This window comes from Acidovorax radicis N35 (assembly GCF_000204195.1).
Lineage (GTDB): Bacteria > Pseudomonadota > Gammaproteobacteria > Burkholderiales > Burkholderiaceae_C > Acidovorax > Acidovorax radicis.
This window is the reverse complement of the sequence record NZ_AFBG01000019.1, coordinates 231,254-257,225: the sequence shown is the minus strand read 5'-3', so window position 1 is coordinate 257,225 and position 25,972 is coordinate 231,254. Positions and strand designations below refer to the sequence as shown.

The following is a 25,972-nucleotide window of genomic DNA, read 5'->3' as shown; positions in this document are numbered from 1 at the left end:
GTTATTCGTTGGTGACGGCAAGCACTTCTTCCAGCGAAGTGAAGCCCAGCCTTGCCTTGTGCAGGCCCGATTCGCGGAGCGAGCGAACGCCTTCTGCCCTGGCTTGCTCGGCGATTTCCAGTGCACTGCCGTCGCGCAAAATGATCCGTTGAATGTCCTCGGAGATTGGCATGACCTGGTAAATGCCGACCCGCCCCTTGTACCCGTTATTGCATGCGGAACAGCCTACCGGGCGGTAAGTTACCCAACTTCCGTCAATTTCCTCTTCCTTGTACCCCGCCTCTAGTAGCGATTCGTGCGGTATGTCGGCTGGTGCTTTGCAGACCGGGCACAGCCGTCGTGCCAAGCGCTGCGCCGTAATGAGAATGACGCTGGAGGCAATATTAAAAGGTGCAATTCCCATATTGCGCATACGTGTCAGGGTGGTGGGGGCATCATTGGTGTGAAGTGTCGACAGTACCAAATGGCCCGTCTGTGCAGCTTTGATGGAAATATCAGCAGTTTCCAGGTCGCGAATTTCGCCGACCATGATGATATCGGGATCTTGCCGCAGGAAGGATTTGAGAGCTACCGCAAAGGTCATGCCAGCCTTCTCGTTGACATTGACCTGGTTGACTCCCGGGAGGTTAATTTCTGAGGGGTCCTCAGCCGTGGCGATGTTGACTCCTGGCTTATTCAGAAGATTCAAGCAGGTATACAAGGACACGGTTTTGCCAGAGCCGGTTGGCCCGGTGACCAAGATCATTCCATAGGGGCGCCCAATGGCTTCGAGCAACCGTTCCTTTTCCTGAGGTTCATAGCCTAATGCGTCGATCCCCAGCTTCGCACTGCTGGGGTCCAGAATACGGATAACAATTTTTTCGCCAAACAGTGTGGGGAGGGTGCTGACCCGAAAATCAATCACTCTGTCCGGGCCTACCTTCAATTTCATGCGCCCGTCTTGCGGAACCCGTTTTTCAGAAATATCTAGCCGAGAAATCACCTTGATACGAGAGGCGAGCTTGTCCTTAATGGCTATTGGAGGGGATGCGATTTCGCGGAGTTCCCCATCAATCCGGAATCTCACGCGATATTGGTGCTCGTAAGGTTCAAAGTGCAGATCCGAGGCACGCATGTTGAATGCGTCCAGCAGCATCTTGTGCAAGAACTTGACGATGGGAGCATCTTCTACGTCACCGGCACCGGTGTCGTTATTGTCTGGCGCCTCCTCGATGGGAGCATCGTCAAATTCAAAATCACCACCGCCACTCGTCAGTGTTTCCAAGGACTCGCTGGCCGATTTGGTCGTTGCCTCTACCAATCGGCTGAGCTTGTCGTACTCGGCAATAATCCAATCCACCCCCATTTGGGTGGTGAATTTTATTTTCTCTGCTGCTTCCTGATCGGTCGGATCTGCTGTAGCGACAATCAGGCGATTATTGCGCTTGCTCAGAACAACAACCCGATATGCTTGGCATATCTTGCTGTCCAGGAGTTCTTTGGGGAGTCGCAGCGGATCAATCGCTTCCAAATCCAGCAGGGGTGCGCCAAAAACGGCCGATACGGTGTGGGCCAAGTCGGCGGCAGACACCGCGCCGGAGCCAGTCAACTCGGCAATAAAGCTGGTTCGGCTAAGTTGTGATTTTTTGTAAATGTCCTCTGCTGCCTTTTGGGTCAGCTTGCCAGCAGACATCAGGGCCCTGCCCAATCCGGGAAGGGCCACTGCGGAGGCTTCTTTGGGGACAGTATCGACAGCGGCCATGTAACCGGTAATGTGTTAGGTGTGGAAAAGAAACCATCCTATCATCACCGATCATCTGCAGGCTGTACAGTGACCGATATTGGCAACAGCACCACAGAAGCAGTGCTATTGTTAGAAATGCGCTTGTATTTATGGTCGGGGTGAGAGGATTCGAACCTCCGGCCTCTACGTCCCGAACGTAGCGCTCTACCAGGCTAAGCTACACCCCGCGTGCCCACTAGATTGCACCCAAGAGTCGATGTAATGAGTGTTTCAGTTGCGTCGTATGAGCAACTGTGCTGCCAATTCTAGCAAACCTGCTGAATATTCATTCGCCGGTAATTGCTCTGCAGCAGCCATGGCCCGGCGGGCTTCCGCGGACGCGGCTGCCCGGGTGACTTCCAGGGCGCCGGTCTCGCGAACGATCTGGACTATGTCCGCTAATTGATCGGTGGAGCCTTGTTCAATGGCTTCGCGCACCACGCGCGCCTGGCTCGCCGTGCCGCGTTCCATGGCCGCAATCAGGGGGAGGGTGGACTTGCCTTCGCGCAGATCGTCGCCCAGGTTTTTCCCCATCTCTGTCGCGTCTCCGTCGTAGTCAAGGACGTCGTCAATGATCTGGAAAGCTGTGCCTAGTGCTTGCCCGTAGATTGCACATGCTTCTTCAACCTCGGGGGGGCTTTCGGCGAGTACCGCACCAAGGCGCGCACTCGCTTCAAAAAGTTTGGCAGTCTTGGAGCGAATGACGCGCAGGTAGCCCGCTTCGTCGAGCGAGGCGTCGTGCATGTTCATCAGCTGTAGAACCTCCCCCTCGGCGATCACGTTGGTGGCCTCCGAAAGTATTTCCATGATCCGCATGCTGCCTGCCTCGACCATCATCTGGAAGGAGCGGGTGTGCAAAAAATCACCAACAAGCACGCTGGCAGGGTTGCCAAAAGTTTCGTTGGCGGTAGGGCGGCCCCGGCGCAGGGTGGATGCGTCAACGACATCGTCGTGCAGCAGCGTGGCGGTGTGGATCAGTTCCACGACGGCCGCAAGGCTGTGCCGATGTGCCCCCCGATAGCCCAAGGCGCCACACACCATCAGCAGCAGGGCGGGTCGCAGGCGTTTCCCGCCCGCAGCAATGATGTACTGCGATATCTGGGCCACCAGGGGAACGCTGGATGTCAGGCGCTGACCAATGACCTTGTCGACCTCGTGCATGTCTTGTGCAACGAGCAGGATGGGGGATGCTGCGGGGGCGGTGTGGTCAGTCAAGATGGTGGTCACAGAAAGAGCCCGGATTATAGGAACCCCCGAAGGTGCTCTGCGACGACGTGCAAGGGTGTCGCGCTGCGGGCGCGAAGGGATTGGCGCTTTGGCGAGCTATGCGTTATACTCTTGGGCTCTGCGGAAATTCGTCTGCAGAACTCATATCAAGAGGTCAACATGTACGCGGTCATAAAAACCGGCGGCAAGCAGTATCGCGTTGCTTCCGGCGAAAAAATTAAAGTAGAACAGATTGCTGCGGACGTAGGCCAGGAAATTGTGATCGATCAGGTTTTGGCAGTCGGCAACGGCGCTGAACTCAAGATCGGTACGCCCCTGGTGTCCGGCGCAACCGTGAAAGCCACTGTCGTGGCCCACGGCAAGCACGACAAAGTGCACATCTTCAAGATGCGCCGTCGCAAGCACTATCAAAAACGCCAAGGCCATCGCCAGCAGTTCACTGAGCTGCAAATCGGTGCGATTGCTGCTTAATCGAAGGAGCTGAGTCATGGCACAGAAAAAAGGCGGCGGCTCTACGCGAAACGGGCGCGATTCCAAGCCAAAGATGCTTGGTGTCAAGGCGTTCGGTGGTGAACTGATCAGCGCTGGCTCGATCATCGTGCGTCAACGTGGCACGCGTTTCCACCCCGGCAACAATGTCGGTGTGGGCAAGGATCACACCTTGTTCGCTCTGGTGGACGGTCATGTGTCGTTCGGTACCAAGGGTGCGTTGTCCAAGTCCACGGTCAATGTGACTCCTGCCTGAGGTTCACCCCTCTGGTAGCCATCGAAGCCCCGCTTTGCCGGGGCTTTGTTGTTTGGTCTGTACGATGTGGCGCGGCCACGTGCGTGCAGACAGCGCCTTCAAGGCGTTCCGCAGTCCCAACTGAATTTGGCAGTCTGACGTGGGTGCTGCGCCCTTTTGTAAACTGGATATTCCATGAAGTTCGTCGATGAAGCCTTTATTGACATTGCCGCAGGCGATGGTGGCAATGGCTGCGTGTCTTTCCGGCATGAAAAGTACAAGGAGTTCGGCGGTCCCAACGGGGGAGACGGTGGGCGCGGCGGGCATGTGTTTGCGGTGGCTGATCCTAATCTGAACACCCTGGTGGATTTTCGCTATTCGCGACGGCATGAAGCCAAGCGTGGCGAGCATGGCATGGGATCGGACATGTTCGGTGCTGCCGGCACCGACATCACCCTCAAGATGCCCGTGGGCACCATCATCACCGACGCTGAAACAGGCGAAGTGCTGTACGAATTGCTCAACCCGGGCGAAGTCATCACCATCGCCAAGGGTGGGGATGGCGGTTTTGGCAACATGCGCTTCAAGAGCGCCATCAACCGTGCCCCGCGCCAGAAGACGCCGGGCTGGCCTGGCGAGAAGAAGAACCTGAAGCTGGAGTTGAAGGTGCTGGCCGACGTGGGCCTGCTGGGTATGCCCAATGCAGGAAAATCGACCTTCATCACGGCGGTGTCCAACGCCCGCCCCAAGATTGCGGACTACCCGTTCACCACGTTGCATCCCAACCTGGGTGTCGTGCGCGTGGGTCCCGAGCAGAGTTTTGTGGTGGCTGATATTCCGGGGCTGATCGAAGGTGCTTCGGAGGGCGCGGGTCTCGGACACCAGTTCTTGCGCCACCTGCAGCGCACCCGCCTGCTGCTGCACATTATCGATCTGGCGCCCTTCGATGACGCGGTGGACCCCGTGGCCCAGGCCAAGGCCATCGTGAACGAGCTCAAGAAATATGACCAGCAGCTGTACAACAAGCCGCGCTGGCTGGTCCTGAACAAGTTGGACATGGTGCCCACCGATGAGCGGGAAGCGCGGGTGAAGGACTTCGTCAAGCGCTTCAAGTGGAAAGGGCCCGTCTTCGAGATTTCTGCCCTCACGCGCGAAGGCTGCGAGCCGCTGATCCATGCCATCTTCCGCCACGTGCAGTCTGAGCAGCGGGTGGAGAACGAGCCGGTGGAAATTGATCCTCGTTTTGCCGGAGATGCTCCTGCCTGATTCGTCACAGGGCTAATCGGATTTGATTGCTATATTTTTAATAGCTATTGACGCTTGATAAACAAGCGCTAGTGGCCAAAAGCACTAAAAAAATGGTTTCCAGCGTATTGCGAGATGCCCGCCGCATCGTGGTCAAGGTGGGTTCCAGTCTTGTGACCAATGAGGGGCGTGGCCTGGACGAAACCGCCATTGGTGAATGGAGCCGCCAGCTGGCGGCTCTGGTGCGTGGCGACGGCGGCGCGCCGCGCGAGGTTGTGATGGTGTCCAGCGGTGCCATTGCCGAAGGCATGAAGCGCCTGGGCTGGACCACGCGGCCGCACGAAGTCCACGAGCTGCAGGCCGCCGCGGCCGTCGGGCAGATGGGGCTGGCGCAGATGTACGAAACCAAGCTGCGCGAGCAGGGCATGGGCAGCGCGCAGGTGTTGCTCACCCATGCGGACCTGGCTGACCGCGAGCGCTACCTGAACGCCCGTTCGACACTGCTCACGCTGCTGCGCCTGGGCGTGGTGCCGGTGATCAATGAGAACGACACCGTCGTCAACGACGAAATCAAGTTCGGCGACAACGATACGCTGGGTGCCCTGGTGGCCAATCTGGTGGAGGCCGATGCGCTGATCATCCTGACCGACCAGAAGGGGCTGTACACGGCCGATCCGCGCCGTGATGCATCGGCGCAGTTTGTCCACGAAGCCAAGGCGGGCGACCCGGCACTGGAGGCCATGGCCGGCGGCGCGGGTTCCAGCATCGGCAAGGGCGGCATGATCACCAAGATCCTGGCAGCCAAGCGGGCTGCTGGCTCGGGCGCATCGACGGTAATTGCCTGGGGGCGCGAGTCCGATGTGCTCGTCCGCCTCGTGCGTGGCGAGGCGTTGGGCACTTTGCTCGTGGCCCAGACGCAGAAGAAGCAGGCCCGCAAGCAGTGGATGGCCGACCACCTACAGCTGCGGGGTTCGGTGGTGGTGGACGCCGGGGCTGCCGCCAAGGTGCGTGATGAAGGCAAGAGCCTGCTCCCCATCGGAATGACAGCGGTCGAGGGCGACTTTTCCCGCGGGGACGTGATTGCAGTGCGAGATGCATCCGGTACCGAAATTGCCCGTGGCCTGGCCAACTATGCAGCAGCCGAGGCCCGGATGTTGTGCCGCAAGCCTTCGACCGAATTTGAGAAGCTGCTCGGCTACGTGGCAGAGCCCGAGATGGTGCATCGCGACAACATGGTGCTGACCACAAGCTGAGCGCGAAGCACGAACAGCCTCTGCACAGCAAAACGCCTGCTATTTGCAGGCGTTTTTCATGGAGCTTCGACGTTAACGGAAGAACCTTACTGGCTTAACGCGGCATAGTGACCGTGGGCAGGCCATCCAGCTCCCCAGGCACACTGTTCTGCGGGTCGGGATCGAAACTGGCCCCTGGGGGAAGCTCCATGCCCGGATTGATCAGCATGGACCCCGTCCGGAACATGGTGCCCGCGTGTTCGCCCTCGCGCGTGCGCATGCCGCTGCGCAGATAGCGGTTGCGCTGTTCGTGCCGAGGCAGGAAGCGGGCTAGTTCCGTCAGCGCCATTTCATATACGCCACGTTTGAACTCGACCACCACGTCCAGCGGAACCCAGTAGTCGTTCCAGCGCCACGCGTCAAATTCTGGATGGTTGGTGGCACGAAGGTTCAGGTCCCAGTCGTGGCCCACCAGTTGAAGCAGGTACCAGATTTGTTTCTGGCCCTTGTAGTGTCCGCGTGCATCGCGGCGGATGTACCGGTCAGGCACCTCATAGCGCAACCAGTCCCGGGTGCGGGCCACCACGCGTACGTGGTTGGGCAATAAGCCCACTTCCTCATGCAATTCCCGGAACATGGCCTGCTCGGGGGTCTCGCCCCGGTCAATGCCACCCTGCGGAAACTGCCAGCTGTGGGTGCGTATGCGTTTGCCCCAGAACACCTGGTTTTTCTGGTTGAGCAGGATGATGCCGACGTTCGGCCGAAAGCCGTCCCGGTCAAGCATAATCAAACCCCAAATTTTTAAACTGTGTCCATTATGCACGGCGCCTAGCGCGCAGCAAGTGGACGGCCCCGTTCTGCCTGCAATCGATTCCGATGAAAGCCTCCCAATTCTTTATTTCCACCCTCAAGGAAGCTCCGGCGGATGCCGAAGTGGTCAGTCACAAACTCATGACGCGGGCGGGGCTGATCAAGAAGCTGGGCGCTGGCATCTATAACTACATGCCCATGGGGTTGCGGGTGATCCGCAAGGTGGAAGCCATCGTGCGCGAGGAAATGAACCGTGCAGGTGCCGTGGAGCTGACCATGCCCGTGGTGCAACCCGCTGAGCTGTGGCAGGAAACGGGCCGTTTCGACAAGATGGGCCCCGAGTTGCTGCGCATCCAGGACCGCCACGGACGCGACTTCGTGGTGCAGCCCACCAGCGAAGAAGTGATCACTGACATCGCACGCCAGGAGCTCAAGAGCTACAAGCAGCTGCCCAAGAATTTCTACCAGATCCAGACCAAGTTCCGCGACGAGCGCCGCCCACGTTTTGGCCTGATGCGTGGCCGCGAGTTCATCATGAAGGACGCCTACAGCTTTGACCGCGACCAGGCGGCGGCCAAGGCCAGCTACCAGGTCATGGCGCAAGCCTATCGCCGCATTTTTGACCGCTTTGGCCTGACCTACCGCGCCGTGGCGGCCGACAGCGGTGCCATCGGTGGTGACCTTTCCGAAGAGTTCCAGGTGATCGCCGCCACGGGCGAGGACGCCATCGTCTATTGCCCAGAGAGCGATTACGCCGCCAACATGGAAAAGGCCGAAGCCCTGGCCCCCGCCGGTCCACGCGGCGCTGCCACGCAGGCGCTGACCAAGACAGCCACGCCGGGCAAGAGCACCTGTGCCGACGTCGCAGAGCTGCTCAGCGTGCCGCTCGCGACCACCGTGAAGTCGCTGGTGCTCGCCACGGACGAAACCAACGAGGCGGGCGAGATCGTCAAGACCCAGGTGTGGCTGCTGCTGCTGCGTGGCGACCACGATATGAACGAGATCAAGGTGGCCAAGGTGCCGGGCCTGGCGGGTTTCCGTTTTGCCACGCTGGGCGAAATCGAGGAGCACTTTGGCTGCAAGCCGGGTTATCTGGGGCCGATCGGTTTGAAGAAGCCTTTGAAGATCGTGGTGGACCGCGAGGTGGCCTTGATGGCCGACTGGATCTGCGGGGCCAATGAGGTCGATTTCCACATCACGGGCGTCAACTGGGGTCGCGACCTGCCCGAGCCCGATGCGGTGGCAGACCTGCGCAACGTGGTGGCGGGCGACCGCTCGCCCGACGGCAAGGGCAAACTGGCGATCGAGCGTGGCATCGAAGTGGGCCACGTGTTCTACCTGGGCACCAAGTACAGCAAGGACATGAACGCGACTTTCCTCGGCGACGATGGCCGGCCCGCATTTTTCGAAATGGGCTGCTACGGCATTGGCGTCACGCGCCTGCCCGCTGCGGCCATCGAGCAAAACCACGACGAGCGCGGCATCATCTGGCCCGACGCCATTGCCCCATTCACCGTGGTGGTCTGCCCCGTGGGCATGGACCGCAGCGAGGCCGTCAAGGCCACGGCCGAGCAGCTCTACGCCGACCTGCTGGCTGCGGGCGTCGACGTGATCCTGGACGACCGGGGCGAGCGCCCCGGTGCCATGTTTGCCGACTGGGAGCTGATCGGTGTGCCACACCGCGTGACCATTGGCGACAAGAGTCTCAAGGAGGGTGTGGTCGAGTACCAGCACCGCCGCGACTCAGCGGCCACCAAGGTGGCCACGGCAGACATCCTGGCCCACGTGAAGGGCCGCATGGCGGTATGAACGGGGCGCGGCTGGTTTCTGCGGCAAGTACGCCCCTCGAGGACGGGGGCGGCGTGTCCCGGCGCGCATGCCTGGCTGCCCTGTCGGCGCCAGCGGTGTGGCTGGCGACGCCTTCGCTGGCGCATGCGGGTGGGCAACTGGAGGAACCCTTGATGGATTCCGTGCGCACCGCACTGAGTTCGGCCATTGCCAACCAGGCTCCGCCAGAGCCGCATTTTTTTACCACCGAGGCCCGCATTCACTACGTGCGCTGGCTGGCCGCGATGAGCGACCGCCTGCGCCGTCGCAAGCCCGAGTGGGAGGTCCGCCGCGATTTCCTGCAAACCGCGTGGTACGAGTCCAAGCGCGCCGGGCTCGATGTGTCCCTGGTGCTGGGCCTGATCCAGGTGGAGAGCGCATTCCGAAAATACGCGGTCTCCAGCGTGGGTGCGCGCGGCTATATGCAGGTCATGCCGTTCTGGACACGGGTGATTGGAGACGGGGATGCCGGCAAGCTGTTCCAGATGCAGACCAATCTGCGCTTTGGCTGCGTGATCCTGCGGCACTACATCGACCGGGAGCGGGGCGACCTGTTCATGGCGCTGGGTCGCTACAACGGCAGCCGAGGCCGTTCGCCCTATCCGGACGCCGTGTTTGGCGCACAGCGCAACTGGCTGTTTGGCGAAAAACCACAACTGCCTGCCGCTTGAATTGCTACTATTTGTATAGCTGTTAGCGCTTATCTATCAAGCGCTAGGGGCCAATTTGGCTTGTATTCAGCGGGTAACAGAGGCAATCAGCTTCCGCGGGCCTGCGGGGCCAATTCGCAGGCAGGCCTATTTCGAAGCCGGCGTGGTGCTGTCTACCTGGATGACCGGGGTAGAGCCTTCTGACTGGGGGGCTCCCAGGCGGGACACCATCACCTGGTCGATGCGGTAGCTGTCCACGTCCAGCACCTCGAACTTGTAGCCGCCCCAGCTCACGCTGTCGGTGCGCCGTGGCACGCGGCGCAGCATCACCATCAGGAAGCCCGCGAGGGTTTCGTATTCCTCGGCGTGGGGCAGTTCGTCCAGCGACAGTGCGTGCAGCACGTCCTCCACCGGCGTCACGCCGTCAATGAGCCACGAGTTTTCATCGCGCCGCACGATTTGCTCTTCGTCTGCCGGGCCCACCAGGTCGCCCATCACGGTGCTCATCACGTCGTTCAGCGTCACCACTCCCACCACCAGGCTGTACTCGTTCACGATCACGGCAAAGTCTTCGTGCACCTGGCGGAACTGCTCCAGCACCTCTGAGAGGGTCAGCCGGTCCGGCACGATGAGCACCTTGCGCACCAGGCTGTCGTCGGCCAGCGAGATCGGCTGGTTGTTCAGCACTCGCTGGAACAGGTCTTTTGCGTCCACGTAGCCCACCACGTGGTCGATGTCGCGCTCGCACACGGGGTAGGTTGAAAACGGCTCGGCGGCGATGCGCAGGCGGATGACGGAGTCCGGCTCGTCGCGCAGAAAGAAGGCAATGCGGTCGCGTGGCGACATGGCGCTGGACACCATGCGCGTGTCTAGCTCAAACACGTTGGTGATGACCTGCTGCTCGCGGGCGGCCAGCACTCCGGCACGCGCACCTGCTTCCATCATCGCCAGGATGTCGTCCGAGGTGATGCGGTCGTCTCGCAGCGACGACATGCCCAACACCCGGAACAGCGCATCCGCCCCCCGGCTGTAGAACCACACCACGGGGCGCAGCAGGGCCATGCACCAGGCCATGGGCTGTGCCAGCCGCACCACCAGCCGCTCGGGCTCGGCCATGCCCAGGCGCTTGGGGAACAGGTCCGCAAACAGGATGAACAGGGAGGTGATGACCAGGAACGAGGCGAGAAAGCCCACCTTCTGTGCACTCGACTCGGACAGCCACAGGCCGAACAGTGCGCTGAAGTGCGGGCTCAGGGCACCTTCGCCCACGATACCGCCCAGGATGGCGACGGCATTCTGCCCCACCTGCACCACCGTGAAGTAGTCGCCTGGCTGCTCCTGCATGCGCAGCACCTGGTCCGCCCGGGCATCCCCTTCGTCGGCCATCTGCCGCAGGCGCAGGCGGCGCGCTGCGGCGAGCGATATCTCGGCCATGGAAAAGAAGGCGCTGGCTGCAATCAGCAGCCCGATGACGAAAAGGCTTTGGGACAGGGTCATGGGAGGGTGACGACAGAGCACAGGCCGTGGCTCACCGGCCTCTTGAGTGTATCTGGGCGCCCCGCGCCCGGATACCGGGGCCGCGCATGCGCAGCGGGCCCCCACGCACCTTGTGGCGGCTACTGCACGAAGCCGATGCGGCCGCGCCCTGACGTCGCCTTGGGCAGGTCGGTGATCTCCACGGTGGACCGGCGGTCCAGCCGCGCATTGCCAAAGCCCGTCATCAGTGCACGCCGCATTTCGCGGGGGGGCATCTGTGCGAGGTGGTCCAGCACATCATCGAGCGGCTCGGGGTCCAGCAGGCGGCCCCAGTCGTGCCCCGCGCGGATGCCCTGGTACAAGATACGGGCGATGGTGCGCGCCTGCTCCAGCGTGGGGGCCTCTACCTCGAAGACGTTCATGCGGTTCAGGATGGGGTCGGGAATGCCGCGTGTGTCATTGGCCGTGGTGATCCAGATCACCTGGCTGGCATCGATGGCTACCTCGGCAAATTCGTCGGTGAAGCTTTGCGCCGTGTCGTGTTCGAGCAGGCTGTACAGCGCGCCCAGCGGGTCGTACTGGGCGTCGGTGCTGGCCTTGTCAATTTCGTCCACCACGATGACAGGATTGGCGTATTCGCCCTCCACCAGCGCTTCGAACACCTTGCCGGGGCGGGCGCCCTTCCACTGCGCGGACGAGCCCGACAGCAGCCAGCCTGCGGTCATGGAGCTCATGGGCAAGAGGTTCATGCCCGTGCCCAACAGCTCGGCCAGGTGGCGCGCAAAGTGGGTCTTGCCGATGCCGGGCGGGCCCAGCAGCAGCATGGGCGTGACCTCTAGGCCATCGCTGCTGTCTTGTGCCAGTGCCACATGGCGCTTCACGTCGTCCAGCACCTCGGTGAAGTTGGGCAACTGCTCGTACAGGCTGGCCATGTCGGGGATGCCCGAGGGCTTGACCTGAAAGCGCTCCGGGCCACGCTCCAGCATGCGCTCGTAGACGGTGCGCAGGGTTTCGTATTCGCGCTGGTTGCCGGACTCCTGCAGCCGTGCGAGCTTGCGCTCGACATCGCCGGGGTGGAACACATTGCGCATCTGGGCCACCGGTAGGCGCAGGGCCGGGGGTTGGGGAACAAGGCTATGGCTGGTCATTGCATGCTCCTTTGTGATGTGAGGTCACGCAATCATTCAAGCACACAACATGCCTGCGGCAATATCGGATAAGCCCCCGATTGGTGCCCCTGTTGCAGGAACACCCAAAAATCAAATGCCCAAAAGCAAAAAGGCCGCCCGATGGCGGCCTTTTTTTGAGGGGATGTCTCCGGGAGAGATCAGGCCTCGGTGCCCAGCACCTGTTTGAGTTCGCCCGACTCGTACATCTCCATCATGATGTCCGAGCCGCCAATGAACTCGCCCTTCACGTAGAGCTGGGGAATCGTGGGCCAGTTGCTGTATTCCTTGATGCCCTGGCGGATTTCTTCGTCTTCCAGCACGTTCACGGTGACCACGCTCTTGGGGTCCACGCCGCAGGCCTTCAGGATCTGGATGGCGCGGCCCGAAAAGCCGCACATGGGGAAACTGGCGTTGCCCTTCATGAACAGCAGGATCTCGCTGGATTTCACGAGGGCGTCGATGCGTTGTTGGGTATCGCTCATGGGGACTTCCGTAGGGGTTTTGTGCGCAGATGGGGCTGCATTATCCCTGTTTCAAGTGGGCTGGCGTGTGCATATCAGCCTGTCAACTTTCGCAGTGCGGTTTCCATCTTGGCCACCGAAGCCGCTTCGCTCTCCAGCTTCTTGAGCAGGACACTGACCTTGTCCAGGCTGGCCTGGGTGGTCGCCTGGACGCTGGAACCCACGATCTGCACCTCCTTGGGGTTTTGCTCCACGTAGGTCGCGAGGTCCATGGCGGCTGCGAGCATGCCTTGCATGGGCGGTAGCAACTGCAGCATCATCCCGCCGAGCTGGGTCACCAGTTTGTCGAAGGCGGCGTCGTAGACCGCCTTCAGGTCATCGGGTTGGCTCAAAGCGTTCTTGGCGGCCGTGGCACGGTCGATGCGCGCTTTCACGTCCTGCTGGGCCTGGGGCACGTGGGCCAGGAGTTCGCCCACCTCGGTGCGCTTGGCCAGCAGCTGAGGCAGCGAGCGCATGTTCTGCATGGCGGCCATCATGCGGGTCAGGGGCGCATCGGTCATTTCCTGGTTGAAGCCCGTAATGATGTCGTAGTGCGCTGCATACGCGCCGAACGCCTTGCGCTGCTGCTCGTTCAGCTTGGGCACGGCGGCACGCGGGGTGTTGAGCACACGGGTCTGCAGGAACTCGATGAACGCCTTGCGCTCGCCGGGCTCCGAGCCGCAGCCACTCAGGGTCAGGGCGGCGCCCAGAGAAAGCGCGCTCAGGCGGGTCAACGCCGTGCGGCGCGAAGCAATGTGAAGCATGGTGTCTCGCAAAAAAATGGCGGCAGTCCAAAGCCGCAGGCCACGGGGAAGAAATGTGCGGGCGGCTGGAGCGTCCGAGGGTGCCTGGCGCGGATGGCACGGCACCGATCGATCACACGGGCGCCGTCCGAAGCGGTGGCGGCAAGGTGTTGCCCCGCAGCGGGTGCCGGTGATTATTGAATTGCCCACACCGCGGCGTCGGGCTTTGTTTGTAACAGTTGGTGGGAAGAGAGCCATTCCGCTGCGGCCGATTTGCAGCCGACGACTCCCAAGTCCGGCAGCCTGCTAGGCCCAGCAACCACCTGTGCAGCGCTCGATGCCTGCCAGATCGCGCCTGCTGGCCACCGTGCTGAAGCCTGCACGCTGCAGCAGATCGCGCACCGCCTGTGCCTGGTCGTGGCCGTGTTCCAGCAGCAACCAGCCGCCCGGCGCAAGGCAGCCGGGCGCCTGAGCGACGATGGTGCGGATGTCGTCGAGCCCATCGGCGCCACTGGCAAGGGCCTGCAACGGTTCGTGCGTGAGAGCGGCCAGGTGCGGGTCGGCACTGGCGATGTAGGGCGGATTGGAGACGATGGCGTCGAAGCGCCCATGCACCTCGGTGAGCCAGTTGCCCTGTGCAAACCGAACGTGCAGGCCCAGCCGGTCGGCATTGGCCCGGGCCACGGCCAGGGCATCGGTGCTGGCGTCCACGGCCATCACCTGCGCGGTGGGGCGCTGGCTCTGCAGGGCCAGTGCAATCGCGCCGCTGCCGGTGCCCAGGTCCACCACCTGCGGTGCGGGCAGAGGGGCGATCACCTCCAGCGCCCAGTCCACCAGCGTCTCGGTGTCCGGGCGCGGGTCCAGCACGCGTGCATCCACCTGCAACGGCAGGCCATAGAACTCCTTGCGCCCGGTGAGGTAGGCCACGGGTTCGCCCGCCACGCGGCGCTGGCACAACGCAATGAACTGGCCGTGCACGACCGCATCCATCGTGTCGGTGTCGTGCGCCAGCAGCCAGGCGCGGCCTGCATCCGGGCGGGCCAGGGCGTGCAGCAGCAGCAGTTGCGCATCGATGCGGTCCAGGCCCAGGGTGCGGGCCTGGTTCAGTGCCTGGGCCAGGGTGGGGGAGGTGTTGTTCACTACTATTTTGATAGCTTCTGGCGCTTTCTCATCAAGCGCCAGAGGCCAATTTTGTTCAAATTTTGGGTAGAAATCAGCCCGTGGTGCCCATCTCCAGCTCTTCCAGCTGCTCGGCTTCGCGCGCGTGGGCCAGGGCCTGCAGCACGTCGGCCAAGTCGCCTTCCATCACGTACAGCAGCTTGTACAAGGTGAGGTTGATGCGGTGGTCCGTCAGGCGGCCCTGCGGGAAGTTGTACGTGCGGATGCGGTCGCTGCGGTCGCCGCTGCCGATCAGGCCCTTGCGCAGCGCGGCCTCCTTGGCGGCGCGCTCGCTGCGGTCCTTTTCCTGGATGCGCGCCTGCAGCACCTGCAGCGCCTTGGCCTTGTTGGCGTGCTGGCTGCGGCCATCCTGGCATTCGGCCACGATGCCGGTGGGCAAGTGCACCACGCGCACGGCCGAATCCGTCTTGTTGATGTGCTGGCCGCCCGCGCCGGATGCGCGGAAGGTGTCGATGCGCAGGTCCGCCGGGTTGAGCTTGATGGCCTCGTGCTCGTCGGGCTCGGGCATCACGGCCACGGTGCAGGCGCTGGTGTGGATGCGGCCTTGTGTTTCGGTGGCAGGCACGCGCTGCACGCGGTGGCCGCCGGATTCGAACTTGAGGGTGCCGTAGACACCGCTACCGGAGGGGCCCGTTCCGGGCTGGCCTTCGATGCGCAGCACGATTTCCTTGTAGCCGCCCAGTTCGGCCGCGTTCTCGCTCACGATCTCCACTTTCCAGCCCACGCGGTCGGCGTAGCGGGTGTACATGCGCGTGAGGTCGCCCGCGAACAGGGCCGATTCGTCGCCGCCCGTGCCGGCGCGGATTTCGACGAACGCGTTGCGCGCATCGTCGGGGTCCTTGGGCAACAGCAGGCGCTGCAGTTCGTCTGCGAGCTGCAGCAGTTCGGCTTCGGCACTGGTGATTTCTTCCTGCGCCATCTCGGCCATGTCGGGATCGGCCAGCATTTCGCGGGCGCCGGCCAGGTCGGCTTCGCGCTGCTGGTAGCGGGCGTAGCGCCCCGCCACCTGTGTGACCTCGGCATGTTCGACGGAGATGCGCCGGTACTGCGCCATGTCGCTCATGATGTCTTCGCGCGAGAGCAGAAAGTCGAGTTCGCCCAGGCGCTGCGCATAGCGCTCCAGCTGGCTTCGGAGAAAGGGTTTCATGGAATTCTGGAAAAGGGGGTTGCTACTGATTTTGTAGCTGGTGGCGCTTGTGGATAAAGCGCTAGGGGCCGATTTTGATTGAAATCGGGGCGGGCTGTGGAGCGGGCGAGCGCCGCTACAGGCCGTTGTGGGGGGTCTTGCTTTGCGAGCGCAGGAACAGGCGCGAGACGGTCTGGGCCGTCTGGGCGCGCACTTCGGCATCGCCCGCGCGCAGCTCGGCCAGGGTGCCGTGCAGCATCTTTTGCGTGAGGCCGCGCGACAGCGCCTCCAGCACGGCGTCCACATCCTCGCCCTTGGCCAGCAGCTTCTTGGCGCGTGCGATCTCCAGCGCGCGCCACTCGTCGGTCTGCGCGTTGAGCTGCTGGATCAGCGGCACCACACCACCGGTCTCGCCCACGGGGCTGCGCAGCTCCATCCAGTGCATGAAGCTCTGCACGCCGGCGTCGATGATGGCCTCGGCCTGGGCCACGGCGGCCTGGCGGTTGGCCTGGGCGGTCTGCACCACGCTGGCCAGGTCGTCCACGGTGTACAGGTAGACGTCGCCCAGGGCCTTGACCTCGGGCTCGATGTCGCGCGGCACGGCCAGATCGACCATGAACATGGGACGGTGGCGGCGCTTCTTGAGGGCGCGCTCTACAGCGCCCAGGCCGATGATGGGCAGGCTGCTGGCGGTGCAGCTGATCACGGCGTCGAACTCGTGCAGGCGCTCGGGCAGGTCGGCCAGGCGCATCACCTCGCCGCCAAAACGGGTGGCCAGCTTCTCGCCGCGCTCCAGTGTGCGGTTGGCAATGGCGATCTGCTTGGGGTTCTTGGCAGCGAAGTGCGTGGCGCACAGCTCGATCATTTCGCCCGCGCCCACAAACAGCACGCGGATCTTGCCGAGGTCTTCAAACAGCTGGCTGGCCAGGCGCACGGCGGCGGCGGCCATGCTGATGCTGTGGGCGCCGATCTCGGTGCTGGTGCGCACCTCCTTGGCCACGGCAAAACTGCGCTGGAACAACTGGTTGAGCGTGGTGCCCAGGGCTCCGGCCGTCTCGGCGGCGCGCACGGCATCCTTCATCTGGCCCAGGATCTGGGCTTCGCCCAGCACCATCGAGTCGAGCCCGCTGGCCACGCGGAAGGCGTGGCGCGCGACCAGGCTGTCTTCGAGCGTGTAGGAGTGCGAGCGCAGGAGCGCGGGGCTCACACCGCCGCTCTGGGCCAGCCAGCCCAGCGTATGGTCCATGGCGGCCTGCTCGCCCGCGCAGTAGATTTCGGTGCGGTTGCAGGTAGAGATGATGGCGGTTTCCACCCCGGGGTGGCGGCTGGTGGTGCCCAGCGACTGGCGCAAACCGTGCAATGTGGGGGCGATCTGGTCGAGCGCGAACGCGAACCGGCCACGCAGATCGAGCGGCGCGGTGGTGTGGTTGATGCCGAGGGCCCAGACTGCCATAGTCACCGATTATAAAATTGTTGGCCCGAACAGGCGGCCTTGCTTGTTCAAGCCTTGATTTGGGTCAATTCCATGGGTCCTCTGGACGTTTTCAACCACCTGCTCAATTTTGCGGCACCTGCCGCCGCCATGGCGCTGCTGCTGGTGCTTTCAAGGCGTTTCATCCACTCCAAGGCGCCCGCAACGCTCTCGGGGTGGCTGCATGCCGCTGTTGTTTTTGGGTTCGGGCTGGCCACGCTGCTGGCAGGGCTTGTGGTGTGGGGGCGTGACGGCAAGATGCTGACCTACGCTGCCCTGGTCGTGGTCTGTGCAACCTGCCAGTGGGTTCTGGTGCGGGGCTGGAAGGCCTGAGCGCCTGCCCTCCTGAGGGTTTGCGAGGGCCGGTGGAAGGGGCTCTGGCGCCCTGGTGTCTGCTAGCCTTGGTGCCTCTTCGGCGGCGTCGCCCCATGGTCCGCCGCTGAAGGACGCACACCCATAACACTGACTGCTGGAGACACCCCCCATGAAGCTGATGCGTACCTGGATCGCCCTTGCCGCAGGTCTTGCCCTGTCTGCCGCCGCGCAGGCCCAGGCCTTCCCTTCCAAACCCATTCGCATCGTGGTGGGGTTTCCGGCGGGCGGTCCGCTGGACCAGCATGCCCGTTTGCTTACCGACAAGCTGCAGGCCGTGCTGGGCCAGCCCGTGGTGGTGGATTACAAGGCTGGCGCGGGTGGCACCGTGGGCGCGCAGGACGTGATGAAGGCGCCGCCCGACGGCCACACCCTCATGCTGGCCAACACCGGCGTGATGGTCATCAACCCGGGGCTCTACAGCCGGTTGCCGTATTCGACCCTCAAGGATTTTGTGCCGATTGCGCGCACCGCCATGCAGCCACTGGCCCTTTTGGTGAACCCCGGCGTGCCCGCCAAGAACCTGCAGGAGTTCATGGCCTATGCCAAGTCGCGGCCGGGCCAGGTCAACTTTGGCTCGGCGGGCAACGGCGGCATCAGCCACCTGGTGCCCGAGATGTTCAAGACCGCCACGGGCCTGTTCATGGTGCACATTCCCTACCGGGGCAGCGCCCCGGCATTCACCGACCTCATGGGTGGGCAGGTGCAATTCATGGCCGAGAGCATCCCGCAGGCGGCCAGTTACCACAAGCAGGGCAAGGTGCGCGCCCTGGCCGTGACCAGCAAGGAGCGCAACCCCGCGCTGCCCGATGTGCCCACGGTGATCGAGAGCGGCATCAAGGGCTTCGAGGTGGTGGGCTTCTATGGCTTTCTGGCCCCTGCAGGCACGCCCAAGGACGTGGTCAACAAGCTCAGTGACGCCTTTGGACAGGTGCTGCAGACGCCCGATGTGCGCAATCGCATGGTGAGCCAGGGGGCCGACCCGGCGTTTCTGGGATCTGACGATTTCGCGAAATTCCTTGCGGCCGAGCTACCGCGCTGGGCCGACGCGGTGAAGAAGTCGGGCGCTAAATTGGACTGACCCCCTGAGGCGCTGCGCGCCTTCCCCCTGGAAGGGGGACGCCACCGGTGGCCCGGCAAAGCCGGTTCCACGGTGGCGCTGGCCTGGGGCGGGGCGTTGAAGGGCGGCACGCCCTAGGGCGTGGCGGGCGAAAAAAAGTCCACGCGGTCGGTGATGATGCCGTCGGTTTCCAGGTGAATGAGCCGCTGCGCGGCCCAGTCGTCGTTCACCGTGTAGCTCAGCGCACGCAGGCCCGCGCCGTGGACCTGTGCGACCAGTGCCGCATCCCACAGTGCGTGGTTGCACACGATGGCCACACAGCCCAGCTGGCGTGCCAGGTCCAGCCAGCCGTTGCGCAACGTGTCCAGCAGCAGGGCGCGTGGAATGTGGGGGGCCGTGGCCCGGGCGCCTGCCAGCGCTTCGGGCTGGAAGGACGAGAACAGGGGCAGCACGGCCTGGCCTTGCCACAGCCGCGCCGCATGTTCCCCCACCACCTGGCCCGTTTTTTCCTCGGCCCCGGGTGTCGGTTTGATTTCGATGTTCAGGAAGAATCCGTTGGCGATGCAGTAGCGTGCCATGTTCTCCAGGGTGGGCAACGGCTCGCCCGCATGGGTGCGCGAATGCCAGCTGCCGGCGTCCAGCTGGGCCAGCGCGCTCCAGGGGTGGTCGCCCCCGGTGTTGCTGGCGGTGGTGCTCAGCACCTGCGCCGCGTTGGTGGTGCGGTCCAGCGTGGCGTCGTGCATCAGAAACGGCACGCCGTCGGCACTCAGCTTGGCGTCGCACTCGAACATGCGGTACCCATGCTGGGCGCCCAGCCGGAAGGCGGCCAGGGTGTTTTCAGGGGCCAGCTTGCCGGCGCCGCGGTGCGCGATCCAGCGGGGGTAGGGCCAGGGGGCCAAGGTGGATACAGGGGCGGGCGAGGGAGCGCTCATGCGGGTTCACCAAACTTCAGCAGGTTGCCGTGGGGGTCGATGACGTACATCTCCTTCATGCCCCAGGGCTGGACGATGGGGGGTGCCACTGGCAAACCCCGTGCCGTGAAATCCGTGTGCAGAGACTCTGTGTCTGCACGCACATAGCACGAGGTGTTCTCTGCAATGTGGGGTTCGTTGCAGGGCCAGAAATGCAGTTCACAACCATCACGCTGCAGGATCAGGTAGTTGTCCATCTCCAGCAGCGGAGCAAAGCCCAGGTGCTCGGTGTAGAACCGCAGGGTTTCTGCGAGGTTCAGAGACGCCAGCACAGGAACGGTGGCCTGAACCCCGTTCCCGTTGCTGGCGGCCGGCTTGGGCAACATCGGCTTAGGCAGCGATGCGTTTGCCGGTGGTGGCGTCGAATGCGTGCAGGCGGTCTGGGCGCGGCACCACGTGGATCACCGAGTCAGGCGCTGGTGCATGGGTGCCTTCTTCCACGCGCACAATGATCTGCTCGCCATTGATGCGGCCGTAGATCAGGCGTTCGGCGCCCAGCAGTTCGACCGTTTCCACCTTGATTTCCCAGCCTTCGCTGCGCACGTCCAGGTGCTCGGGGCGGATGCCCAGGATGGTGCCGGGCGCGGCGCTGGGGGCGTTCTTGAGCAGGTTCATGGGCGGCGATCCGATGAAACTGGCCACGAAGGTGGTGGCGGGCGTGTGGTAGACCTCTTCGGGCGTGCCGAACTGCTCCATGTTGCCCGCGTTCATCACGATCATGCGCTGCGCCAGCGTCATGGCTTCCACCTGATCGTGGGTCACGAACAGGCTGGTGATACCGAGTTCGCGGTGCAGCTTCTGGATTTCGAGGCGGGTCTGGGCGCGCAGCTTGGCGTCCAGGTTGGACAGCGGCTCGTCAAACAAAAACACCTGGGGCTGGCGCACGATGGCGCGGCCCATGGCCACGCGCTGGCGCTGGCCGCCGGACAGCTCGCGCGGCTTGCGCTCAAGCAGGTGCCCCAATTCAAGGATCTTGGCGGCCTTGTCGACGCGCGCCTTGATTTCTTCCTTGGGCACCTTGGCGATCTTCAGGCCATAGGCCATGTTGTCGAAGTTCGTCATGTGCGGATACAGCGCGTAGTTCTGGAACACCATCGCGATGTCGCGCTGGGCGGGTTCCAGGTCATTGACCACACGGTCGCCGATGCGAAGCTCGCCGCCAGAGATTTCCTCCAGGCCCGCCACCATGCGCAGCAGGGTGGATTTGCCACAGCCCGAGGGGCCCACGATGACGATGAACTCGCCGTCCTTGACCTCGGCGTTGACGCCGTGGATCACCTGGTTGGCCTTGGGGCCGTGGCCGTAGCGCTTGATGATGTTGCGAAGAGATATGGATGCCATGATGCAATAAATTTGATAGCTACAAGTGCTTGATAGATAAGCGCTAGCAGGGGTTTTGTCTTATTTTTCGGTGTCCACCAGGCCCTTGACGAACCAGCGCTGCATGACCACCACCACAAAGGCGGGTGGCAGCATGGCCAGCAGGGCCGTGGCCATCACGATGTTCCACTCGTTGCCCGCATCGCCGCCGGCCAGCATGCGCTTGATGCCGATCACCACGGGGTACATGTCTTCGGACGTGGTCACCAGCAGCGGCCACAGGTACTGGTTCCAGCCATAGATGAACTGGATCACGAACAGCGCGGCAATCGACGTGCGCGACAGCGGCACCAGGATGTCCTTGAAGAAGCGCATCGGGCCGGCGCCGTCCACGCGGGCGGCTTCCACCAGTTCATCCGGCACCGTGAGGAAGAACTGCCGGAACAAAAACGTGGCCGTGGCCGAGGCAATCAGCGGCACCGTGAGGCCCGCGTAGCTGTTGAGCATGCCGAGGTCCGACACCACCTGGTAGGTGGGGCCGATGCGCACTTCCACCGGCAGCATCAGCGTGATGAAGATCAGCCAGAAGCAGATGCCCTTGAACGGGAAGCGGAAGTACACGATGGCGAATGCCGACAGCAGCGAGATCGCGATCTTGCCCAGCGTGATGACGATGGCGGTGACAAAACTCACCCACATCATGCGCGCCACGGGTGCGGTGGAGCCCGCGCCGGAGCCGCCGCCGAACAGGGCGTCGTGGTAGGTTTGCCAGAAGTTGCCGCCGGGCACCATGGGCATGGGCACCTGGACAATGTCCTGCGCCGTGTGGGTGGAGGCCACAAAGGCCAGGTACAGCGGAAAACCGACGATGACCACGCCCAGCACCATGACGAGGTGCGAGAACGCGGTGAAATAAGGACTGCGCTCTACCATGCGAGGGCTCCAGGAGAGAGGGGCGATGAAGAAGACATGCGTGAATCAAAGGGCGCCATTGCGCGTGCCACCGCGGAACCGGCTTTGCCGGGCCGCTGGAGGCGCCCCCTCGAGGGGGAGGCGCCAAAGGCGCTTCGGGGGGGAGTCATCTAGTACTGCACTTTCTTTTCAACGTAGCGGAACTGGATCACGGTGAGCACCACCACGATCACCATCAGCACCACCGACTGCGCGGCCGATCCGCCCATGTCCATGGCCTTGAACCCATCGTGGTAGACCTTGTAGACCAGGATGGCGGTGTCTCGGCCCGGGCCGCCTTGTGTGGTGGCATCGACGATGGCGAAGGTGTCGAAAAACGCGTACACCACGTTGATCACCAGCAGGAAGAACGTGGTGGGCGACAGCAGCGGGAACTGGATGCTCCAGAACCGGCGCCAGGGGCCTGCACCGTCTATGGCGGCGGCCTCGATGAGCGACTTCGGTATGGACTGCAGGCCTGCCAGGAAGAACAGGAAGTTGTAGGAGATCTGCTTCCACACCGCCGCGATCACGATCAGCGCCATGGCGTGGTCGGCGTTGAGCATGTGGTTCCAGTCGAAACCGGACTGGCGCAGCATGTAGGCCACCACCCCCAGCGAGGGCGAAAACATGAACATCCACAGCACGCCCGCCACGGCGGGGGCCACGGCGTAGGGCAGCAGCAGCGCGGTCTTGTAGACCATCGCGCCCTTGATGATGCGGTCGGCAAAGATCGCGAGGATCAGCGACAGCGTGATGCCGCTGACTGCCACCAGGATCGAGAAGAAGGCCGTGGTCTTGAACGACGCCAGGTAGCCCGGGTCCTGGAACAGGTCCCGGAAGTTGTCAAAACCCACCCATTCCTTCGAGAAGCCGAAGGAATCCTGCATCTGGAACGATTGCACCAGGGCCTGACCGGCAGGCCAGAAGAAGAAGACGCTGATGATGGCCAGCTGGGGTGCCAGAAGCACCCACGGCAGCCATGCAGAGCGAAAGAGAACGCGTTTTTCCATGTCCAGACTCTCAAAAAATGTCCCCGCGCTGGCTGCTGCGCGGGAGCGCGGGCCCGCCATCGGGCCGCTTTTGCCGTGGGACAGCCCGGCGGCAAAAAAAGACAACCCGCCGCCCAGTAAACCGCAGGGTTCACGGGGGCGGCGGGCTTTCGATGCCACCGGGCCTCAATGGCCCTGTGGCATCAATAGACGCTCGTCAGAACTTACTTGTTGGCGCGCGCGAAACGGGCCAGTTGCTCGTTGCCACGGGTCACGGCCGTGTCCAGGGCTTCCTTGGGCGACTTCTTGCCCGACCAGATCTGTTCGGTTTCCTCGTCGATGATGGAGCGGATCTGCACGAAGTTGCCCAGGCGGATGCCCCGCGACTTTTCAGTGGCCTTCTTGATCATCTGCGTCACGGCCACGTCGGTGCCGGGGTTCTTGGTGTAGAAGCCCGAAGCCTCGGTCAGCTGGTAGGCGCCCATGGTCACGGGCAGGTAGCCCGTGCGCTGGTGGCTGGCGGCCTGCACCTTGGTGTCATTCAGGAAGTTCAGGAAGTCGGCCACGCCCTTGTATTCCTCAGCCTTCTTGCCGGCCATCACCCACAGGCTGGCGCCGCCGATCGCGGTGTTCTGGGGCGCGCCCTTCACATCATCGTAGTAGGGCAGGGCGGAGATGCCGTAGGCAAACTTGGCTTCCTTGGCCACGCGGGCGTACAGACCGGAAGAGCCGGTGATCATGGCGCATTCGCCCGAAGGGAAGGATGCGTCCGGCAGATTGCCGCGGCCCTTGTAGACGAAGCTACCGTCCTTGGAGGCCTTGGCCAGGTTCTCGAAGTGGCGCACGTGCAGGGGGGTGTTGACCTGCAGCTGGGCGTCGTTGCCGTCAAAGCCGTTGTTCTTGGAGGCGAACAGGGTGTTGTGCCACAGCGAGAAGCTCTCCAGCTGCGTCCAGCTGATCCAGCTGGTGGTGAACGGGCAGCTGTGGCCGCTGGCCTTGAGCTTGGAGGCGGCTGCGAACACTTCGGGCCAGGTCTTTGGCGGCTTGTCGGCGTCCAGGCCGGCCTTCTTGAAGGCGTCCTTGTTGTAATAGAAGATGGTGGTGGAGCTGTTGAGCGGGTAGCTCAGCATCTGGCCATTGGGCGCGGTGTAGTAGCCGGCGACAGCGGACACGTATTGGGTGGGGTCGAACTTGAAGCCGGCATCGTTGAGCACCTTGGCCGCGGGGACGATGGCGCCCTTGCTGGACATCATGGTGGCGGTGCCCACTTCAAACACCTGCAGGATGTGGGGTGCGTTACCAGCACGGAAGGCGGCGATGGCGCCCGTCATCGATTCGTCATACGTGCCCTTGTAGGTGGGCACGACCTTGTATTTGGTCTGGCTGGCGTTGTATTGTTTGGCCAGATCGTTGACCCAGTCGCCGAGCGCTGCGCTCATCGAATGCCACCACTGAATCTCCACCTGTTGTGCCTGCGCTGGTGCGCAGACCGACAAGGCAATGGCAGCGCAGACCGCCAGATGCTTCGTTTGCATGAATATTTCCTCCGAGGATGACGAAAAGCACAAGGGCTGGATGCTATGCAGCCGATGTGACATTGATATGTCGTTGTCGCATGAGCCTTGCGCTTGCAACAACCGGGGAAACCCCTTGGGGTCCCCATGAGGGAAGCGATTGTGACTCTTTTGTGACAAGGTGTGGCGCATTTGCCGAGGCTTGCAAGGTTTTGTGCAATGCACCATGCTGCGGGTCGCGTGCCAGTCGCCTCCGCGTCGGTTCGTTCGCGCTGCAAACGCGCCGAGTCTCTTTTCTCCACACCCTTTCTTCTTATCGCCATGGCTACCAATTCGCTGGACAAGAACAAGATCAAATTCCTGCTGCTCGAGGGCATCCACGCTTCCGCCGTGGATGTGATCCGTGCTGCTGGCTACACCCAGATCGAGACGGTGTCCGGTGCGCTGCCGGACGAGGAACTCAAGCGCAAGATTGCGGATGTGCACTTCGTGGGCATCCGCTCGCGCACCCAGCTCACCGAAGAGGTGTTTGCCCAGGCGCACAAGCTGGTGGCCGTGGGCTGCTTTTGTATTGGCACCAACCAGGTGGACCTGAACGCCGCGCGCGAACGCGGCATTGCCGTTTTCAACGCGCCGTATTCCAACACCCGCTCTGTGGCCGAGCTGGTGCTGGCCGAGGCCATCCTGCTGCTGCGCGGCATCCCCGAGAAGAACGCGGTGGCGCACCGGGGGGGCTGGCTCAAGTCGGCCGACAACGCCTATGAAATCCGGGGCAAGACCCTGGGCATCGTGGGCTACGGCTCCATCGGCACACAGCTGTCGGTGCTGGCCGAGGCCCTGGGCATGCAGGTGGCCTTCTTCGACGTGGTCAACAAGCTGCCGTTGGGCAATGCACGCCAGGTGCAGCATCTGCACGACCTGCTGGGGCAGTGCGACATCGTGAGCCTGCACGTGCCCGAACTGCCGTCCACCGAAGGCATGATCGGCGCCGCCGAGATCGCCGCCATGAAGCCCGGCGGCATCCTCGTCAACGCCGCGCGTGGCACGGTGGTGGATATTGAGGCGCTGGCAGAAGCGCTCAAAGCCAAGCAGCTGCTGGGCGCCGCCATCGACGTGTTCCCGGTGGAGCCGCGCACCAACAAGGACGAGTTCCAGTCGCCCCTGCGCGGCCTGGACAACGTGATTCTGACCCCCCACATCGGTGGCTCCACCATGGAAGCGCAAGCCAACATTGGCCTCGAAGTGGCGGAAAAGCTTGTGAAATACAGCGACAACGGCACCAGCACCTCGTCGGTCAACTTCCCCGAGGTGGCGCTGCCTGCACACCCTGGCAAGCACCGCCTGCTGCACATCCACCGCAACGTGCCGGGCGTGCTGTCGGAGATCAACCGCATCTTCTCGGACAACCAGATCAACATCTCGGCCCAGTACCTGCAGACCAACGAGAAGATCGGCTATGTGGTGATCGACATCGACGCGGCTTCGTCCGACCTGGCGCTGGACAAGCTGGCCAAGGTCGGCGGCACACTGCGCAGCCGCGTGCTTTTCTGACGCTGTCCATCGGTCCCTGGCGCCGATCCGCGTAGCCCCGGCCCGGCGAGAGGAGGGCCGGTGGCTTAAAATCGCGCCCCCAAGGCTCATGGGCGCGCAG

At 63.0% G+C, this 25,972-nt stretch carries 25 protein-coding genes and 1 tRNA gene; 9 read left to right on the top strand and 17 right to left on the bottom strand.

Going from position 1 to position 25,972, the window contains the following annotated elements; translation table 11 throughout:
• Nucleotide 1: 1 nt before the first annotated feature.
• The 3 genes from pilB to ARADN35_RS0110970 all read right to left on the bottom strand — a co-directional run bounded on the left by pilB (nucleotide 2) and on the right by ARADN35_RS0110970 (nucleotide 2,923).
• Nucleotides 2-1,741, bottom strand: a complete 1,740-nt coding sequence (pilB, locus tag ARADN35_RS0110980; protein ID WP_010462014.1) for a type IV-A pilus assembly ATPase PilB — start codon at nucleotides 1,739-1,741, stop codon at nucleotides 2-4.
• Nucleotides 1,742-1,873: 132 nt separating this feature from the next.
• Nucleotides 1,874-1,950 (bottom strand) — tRNA-Pro (locus ARADN35_RS0110975).
• Between the two features lie 43 nt (nucleotides 1,951-1,993).
• Nucleotides 1,994-2,923 carry a polyprenyl synthetase family protein gene (locus ARADN35_RS0110970; protein ID WP_050812516.1) on the bottom strand — a complete coding sequence of 310 codons (930 nt, stop codon included), beginning with the start codon at nucleotides 2,921-2,923 and terminating at the stop codon, nucleotides 1,994-1,996.
• Nucleotides 2,924-3,148: 225 nt separating this feature from the next.
• Between ARADN35_RS0110970 and rplU the strand changes: the two genes are divergently transcribed.
• From rplU to proB, 4 genes are all read left to right on the top strand, one after another.
• Nucleotides 3,149-3,460: a 50S ribosomal protein L21 gene (rplU, locus tag ARADN35_RS0110965; protein WP_010462012.1), complete on the top strand. Its 312-nt coding sequence runs from the start codon at nucleotides 3,149-3,151 to the stop codon at nucleotides 3,458-3,460.
• A 16-nt stretch (nucleotides 3,461-3,476) separates the two neighbouring features.
• A complete protein-coding gene (gene rpmA, locus ARADN35_RS0110960) occupies nucleotides 3,477-3,734 on the top strand; it encodes a 50S ribosomal protein L27 (RefSeq protein ID WP_008905145.1) in 258 nt (85 codons plus the stop codon).
• A gap of 174 nt (nucleotides 3,735-3,908) precedes the next feature.
• Nucleotides 3,909-4,979 carry an Obg family GTPase CgtA gene (gene cgtA / locus ARADN35_RS0110955; protein ID WP_010462007.1) on the top strand — a complete coding sequence of 357 codons (1,071 nt, stop codon included), beginning with the start codon at nucleotides 3,909-3,911 and terminating at the stop codon, nucleotides 4,977-4,979.
• 92 nt (nucleotides 4,980-5,071) lie between these two features.
• Entirely contained in the window at nucleotides 5,072-6,211 is a 1,140-nt protein-coding gene (gene proB / locus ARADN35_RS0110950) for a glutamate 5-kinase (protein ID WP_010462005.1), read from the top strand.
• A gap of 94 nt (nucleotides 6,212-6,305) precedes the next feature.
• Here the strand turns inward: proB and ARADN35_RS0110945 are convergent, their stop codons facing one another.
• On the bottom strand, nucleotides 6,306-6,974 hold the full coding sequence (locus ARADN35_RS0110945) for an RNA pyrophosphohydrolase (protein WP_010462003.1): 669 nt from the start codon (nucleotides 6,972-6,974) through the stop codon (nucleotides 6,306-6,308).
• A gap of 92 nt (nucleotides 6,975-7,066) precedes the next feature.
• Between ARADN35_RS0110945 and ARADN35_RS0110940 the strand changes: the two genes are divergently transcribed.
• Together ARADN35_RS0110940 and ARADN35_RS0110935 are read left to right on the top strand one after the other, a co-directional pair.
• Nucleotides 7,067-8,809: a proline--tRNA ligase gene (locus ARADN35_RS0110940; protein ID WP_010462000.1), complete on the top strand. Its 1,743-nt coding sequence runs from the start codon at nucleotides 7,067-7,069 to the stop codon at nucleotides 8,807-8,809.
• Nucleotides 8,806-9,498, top strand: coding sequence for a lytic transglycosylase domain-containing protein (locus ARADN35_RS0110935; RefSeq protein WP_010461998.1), 693 nt, complete (start codon nucleotides 8,806-8,808; stop codon nucleotides 9,496-9,498). The genes ARADN35_RS0110940 and ARADN35_RS0110935 overlap by 4 nt, the downstream gene beginning before the upstream one ends.
• A gap of 126 nt (nucleotides 9,499-9,624) precedes the next feature.
• On the opposite strand, the gene paeA is transcribed toward ARADN35_RS0110935, so the two are convergent.
• The 7 genes from paeA to hemA form a co-directional block, all read right to left on the bottom strand.
• On the bottom strand, nucleotides 9,625-10,974 hold the full coding sequence (paeA, locus tag ARADN35_RS26205) for a polyamine export protein PaeA (protein WP_010461995.1): 1,350 nt from the start codon (nucleotides 10,972-10,974) through the stop codon (nucleotides 9,625-9,627).
• A gap of 119 nt (nucleotides 10,975-11,093) precedes the next feature.
• Nucleotides 11,094-12,101, bottom strand: coding sequence for an AAA family ATPase (locus ARADN35_RS0110925; RefSeq protein WP_010461994.1), 1,008 nt, complete (start codon nucleotides 12,099-12,101; stop codon nucleotides 11,094-11,096).
• 179 nt (nucleotides 12,102-12,280) lie between these two features.
• Nucleotides 12,281-12,604 carry a Grx4 family monothiol glutaredoxin gene (gene grxD, locus ARADN35_RS0110920; RefSeq protein WP_010461991.1) on the bottom strand — a complete coding sequence of 108 codons (324 nt, stop codon included), beginning with the start codon at nucleotides 12,602-12,604 and terminating at the stop codon, nucleotides 12,281-12,283.
• A gap of 74 nt (nucleotides 12,605-12,678) precedes the next feature.
• Nucleotides 12,679-13,386, bottom strand: a complete 708-nt coding sequence (locus ARADN35_RS0110915; protein WP_010461989.1) for a DUF3053 family protein — start codon at nucleotides 13,384-13,386, stop codon at nucleotides 12,679-12,681.
• Between the two features lie 285 nt (nucleotides 13,387-13,671).
• Entirely contained in the window at nucleotides 13,672-14,505 is an 834-nt protein-coding gene (prmC, locus tag ARADN35_RS0110910) for a peptide chain release factor N(5)-glutamine methyltransferase (protein ID WP_010461987.1), read from the bottom strand.
• Nucleotides 14,506-14,578: 73 nt separating this feature from the next.
• Entirely contained in the window at nucleotides 14,579-15,691 is a 1,113-nt protein-coding gene (prfA, locus tag ARADN35_RS0110905; protein WP_010461986.1) for a peptide chain release factor 1, read from the bottom strand.
• 115 nt (nucleotides 15,692-15,806) lie between these two features.
• Complete coding sequence (gene hemA / locus ARADN35_RS0110900) at nucleotides 15,807-17,123, bottom strand: glutamyl-tRNA reductase (protein WP_010461984.1); 1,317 nt, start codon at nucleotides 17,121-17,123, stop codon at nucleotides 15,807-15,809.
• Nucleotides 17,124-17,195: 72 nt separating this feature from the next.
• Here hemA and ARADN35_RS0110895 point away from each other — a divergent pair, with 72 nt between their 5' ends.
• Both ARADN35_RS0110895 and ARADN35_RS0110890 read left to right on the top strand, forming a co-directional pair.
• Nucleotides 17,196-17,474 (top strand): hypothetical protein, encoded by a 279-nt coding sequence (locus tag ARADN35_RS0110895; RefSeq protein ID WP_010461981.1) that lies wholly within the window; start codon nucleotides 17,196-17,198, stop codon nucleotides 17,472-17,474.
• A gap of 151 nt (nucleotides 17,475-17,625) precedes the next feature.
• Nucleotides 17,626-18,594: a Bug family tripartite tricarboxylate transporter substrate binding protein gene (locus ARADN35_RS0110890; protein WP_010461979.1), complete on the top strand. Its 969-nt coding sequence runs from the start codon at nucleotides 17,626-17,628 to the stop codon at nucleotides 18,592-18,594.
• Between the two features lie 113 nt (nucleotides 18,595-18,707).
• Here the strand turns inward: ARADN35_RS0110890 and ugpQ are convergent, their stop codons facing one another.
• From ugpQ to ugpB, 6 genes are all read right to left on the bottom strand, one after another.
• On the bottom strand, nucleotides 18,708-19,505 hold the full coding sequence (ugpQ, locus tag ARADN35_RS0110885; protein WP_010461978.1) for a glycerophosphodiester phosphodiesterase: 798 nt from the start codon (nucleotides 19,503-19,505) through the stop codon (nucleotides 18,708-18,710).
• The gene (locus ARADN35_RS0110880; protein ID WP_010461975.1) at nucleotides 19,502-19,870 is read right to left on the bottom strand and encodes a bleomycin resistance protein; all 369 of its coding nucleotides are present in this window, start codon (nucleotides 19,868-19,870) and stop codon (nucleotides 19,502-19,504) included. The genes ugpQ and ARADN35_RS0110880 overlap by 4 nt, the downstream gene beginning before the upstream one ends.
• 4 nt (nucleotides 19,871-19,874) lie before the next feature.
• Nucleotides 19,875-20,885, bottom strand: a complete 1,011-nt coding sequence (locus tag ARADN35_RS0110875; RefSeq protein WP_010461971.1) for a sn-glycerol-3-phosphate import ATP-binding protein UgpC — start codon at nucleotides 20,883-20,885, stop codon at nucleotides 19,875-19,877.
• A gap of 60 nt (nucleotides 20,886-20,945) precedes the next feature.
• Nucleotides 20,946-21,797: a sn-glycerol-3-phosphate ABC transporter permease UgpE gene (gene ugpE / locus ARADN35_RS0110870; RefSeq protein WP_010461970.1), complete on the bottom strand. Its 852-nt coding sequence runs from the start codon at nucleotides 21,795-21,797 to the stop codon at nucleotides 20,946-20,948.
• A gap of 149 nt (nucleotides 21,798-21,946) precedes the next feature.
• On the bottom strand, nucleotides 21,947-22,828 hold the full coding sequence (gene ugpA / locus ARADN35_RS0110865) for a sn-glycerol-3-phosphate ABC transporter permease UgpA (protein WP_010461967.1): 882 nt from the start codon (nucleotides 22,826-22,828) through the stop codon (nucleotides 21,947-21,949).
• Nucleotides 22,829-23,031: 203 nt separating this feature from the next.
• Entirely contained in the window at nucleotides 23,032-24,342 is a 1,311-nt protein-coding gene (ugpB, locus tag ARADN35_RS0110860; protein WP_010461964.1) for a sn-glycerol-3-phosphate ABC transporter substrate-binding protein UgpB, read from the bottom strand.
• A gap of 300 nt (nucleotides 24,343-24,642) precedes the next feature.
• On the opposite strand from ugpB, the gene serA reads away from it, so the two are divergent.
• Nucleotides 24,643-25,872 (top strand): phosphoglycerate dehydrogenase, encoded by a 1,230-nt coding sequence (gene serA / locus ARADN35_RS0110855; protein ID WP_010461963.1) that lies wholly within the window; start codon nucleotides 24,643-24,645, stop codon nucleotides 25,870-25,872.
• The last annotated feature ends 100 nt before the right edge of the window (nucleotides 25,873-25,972 follow it).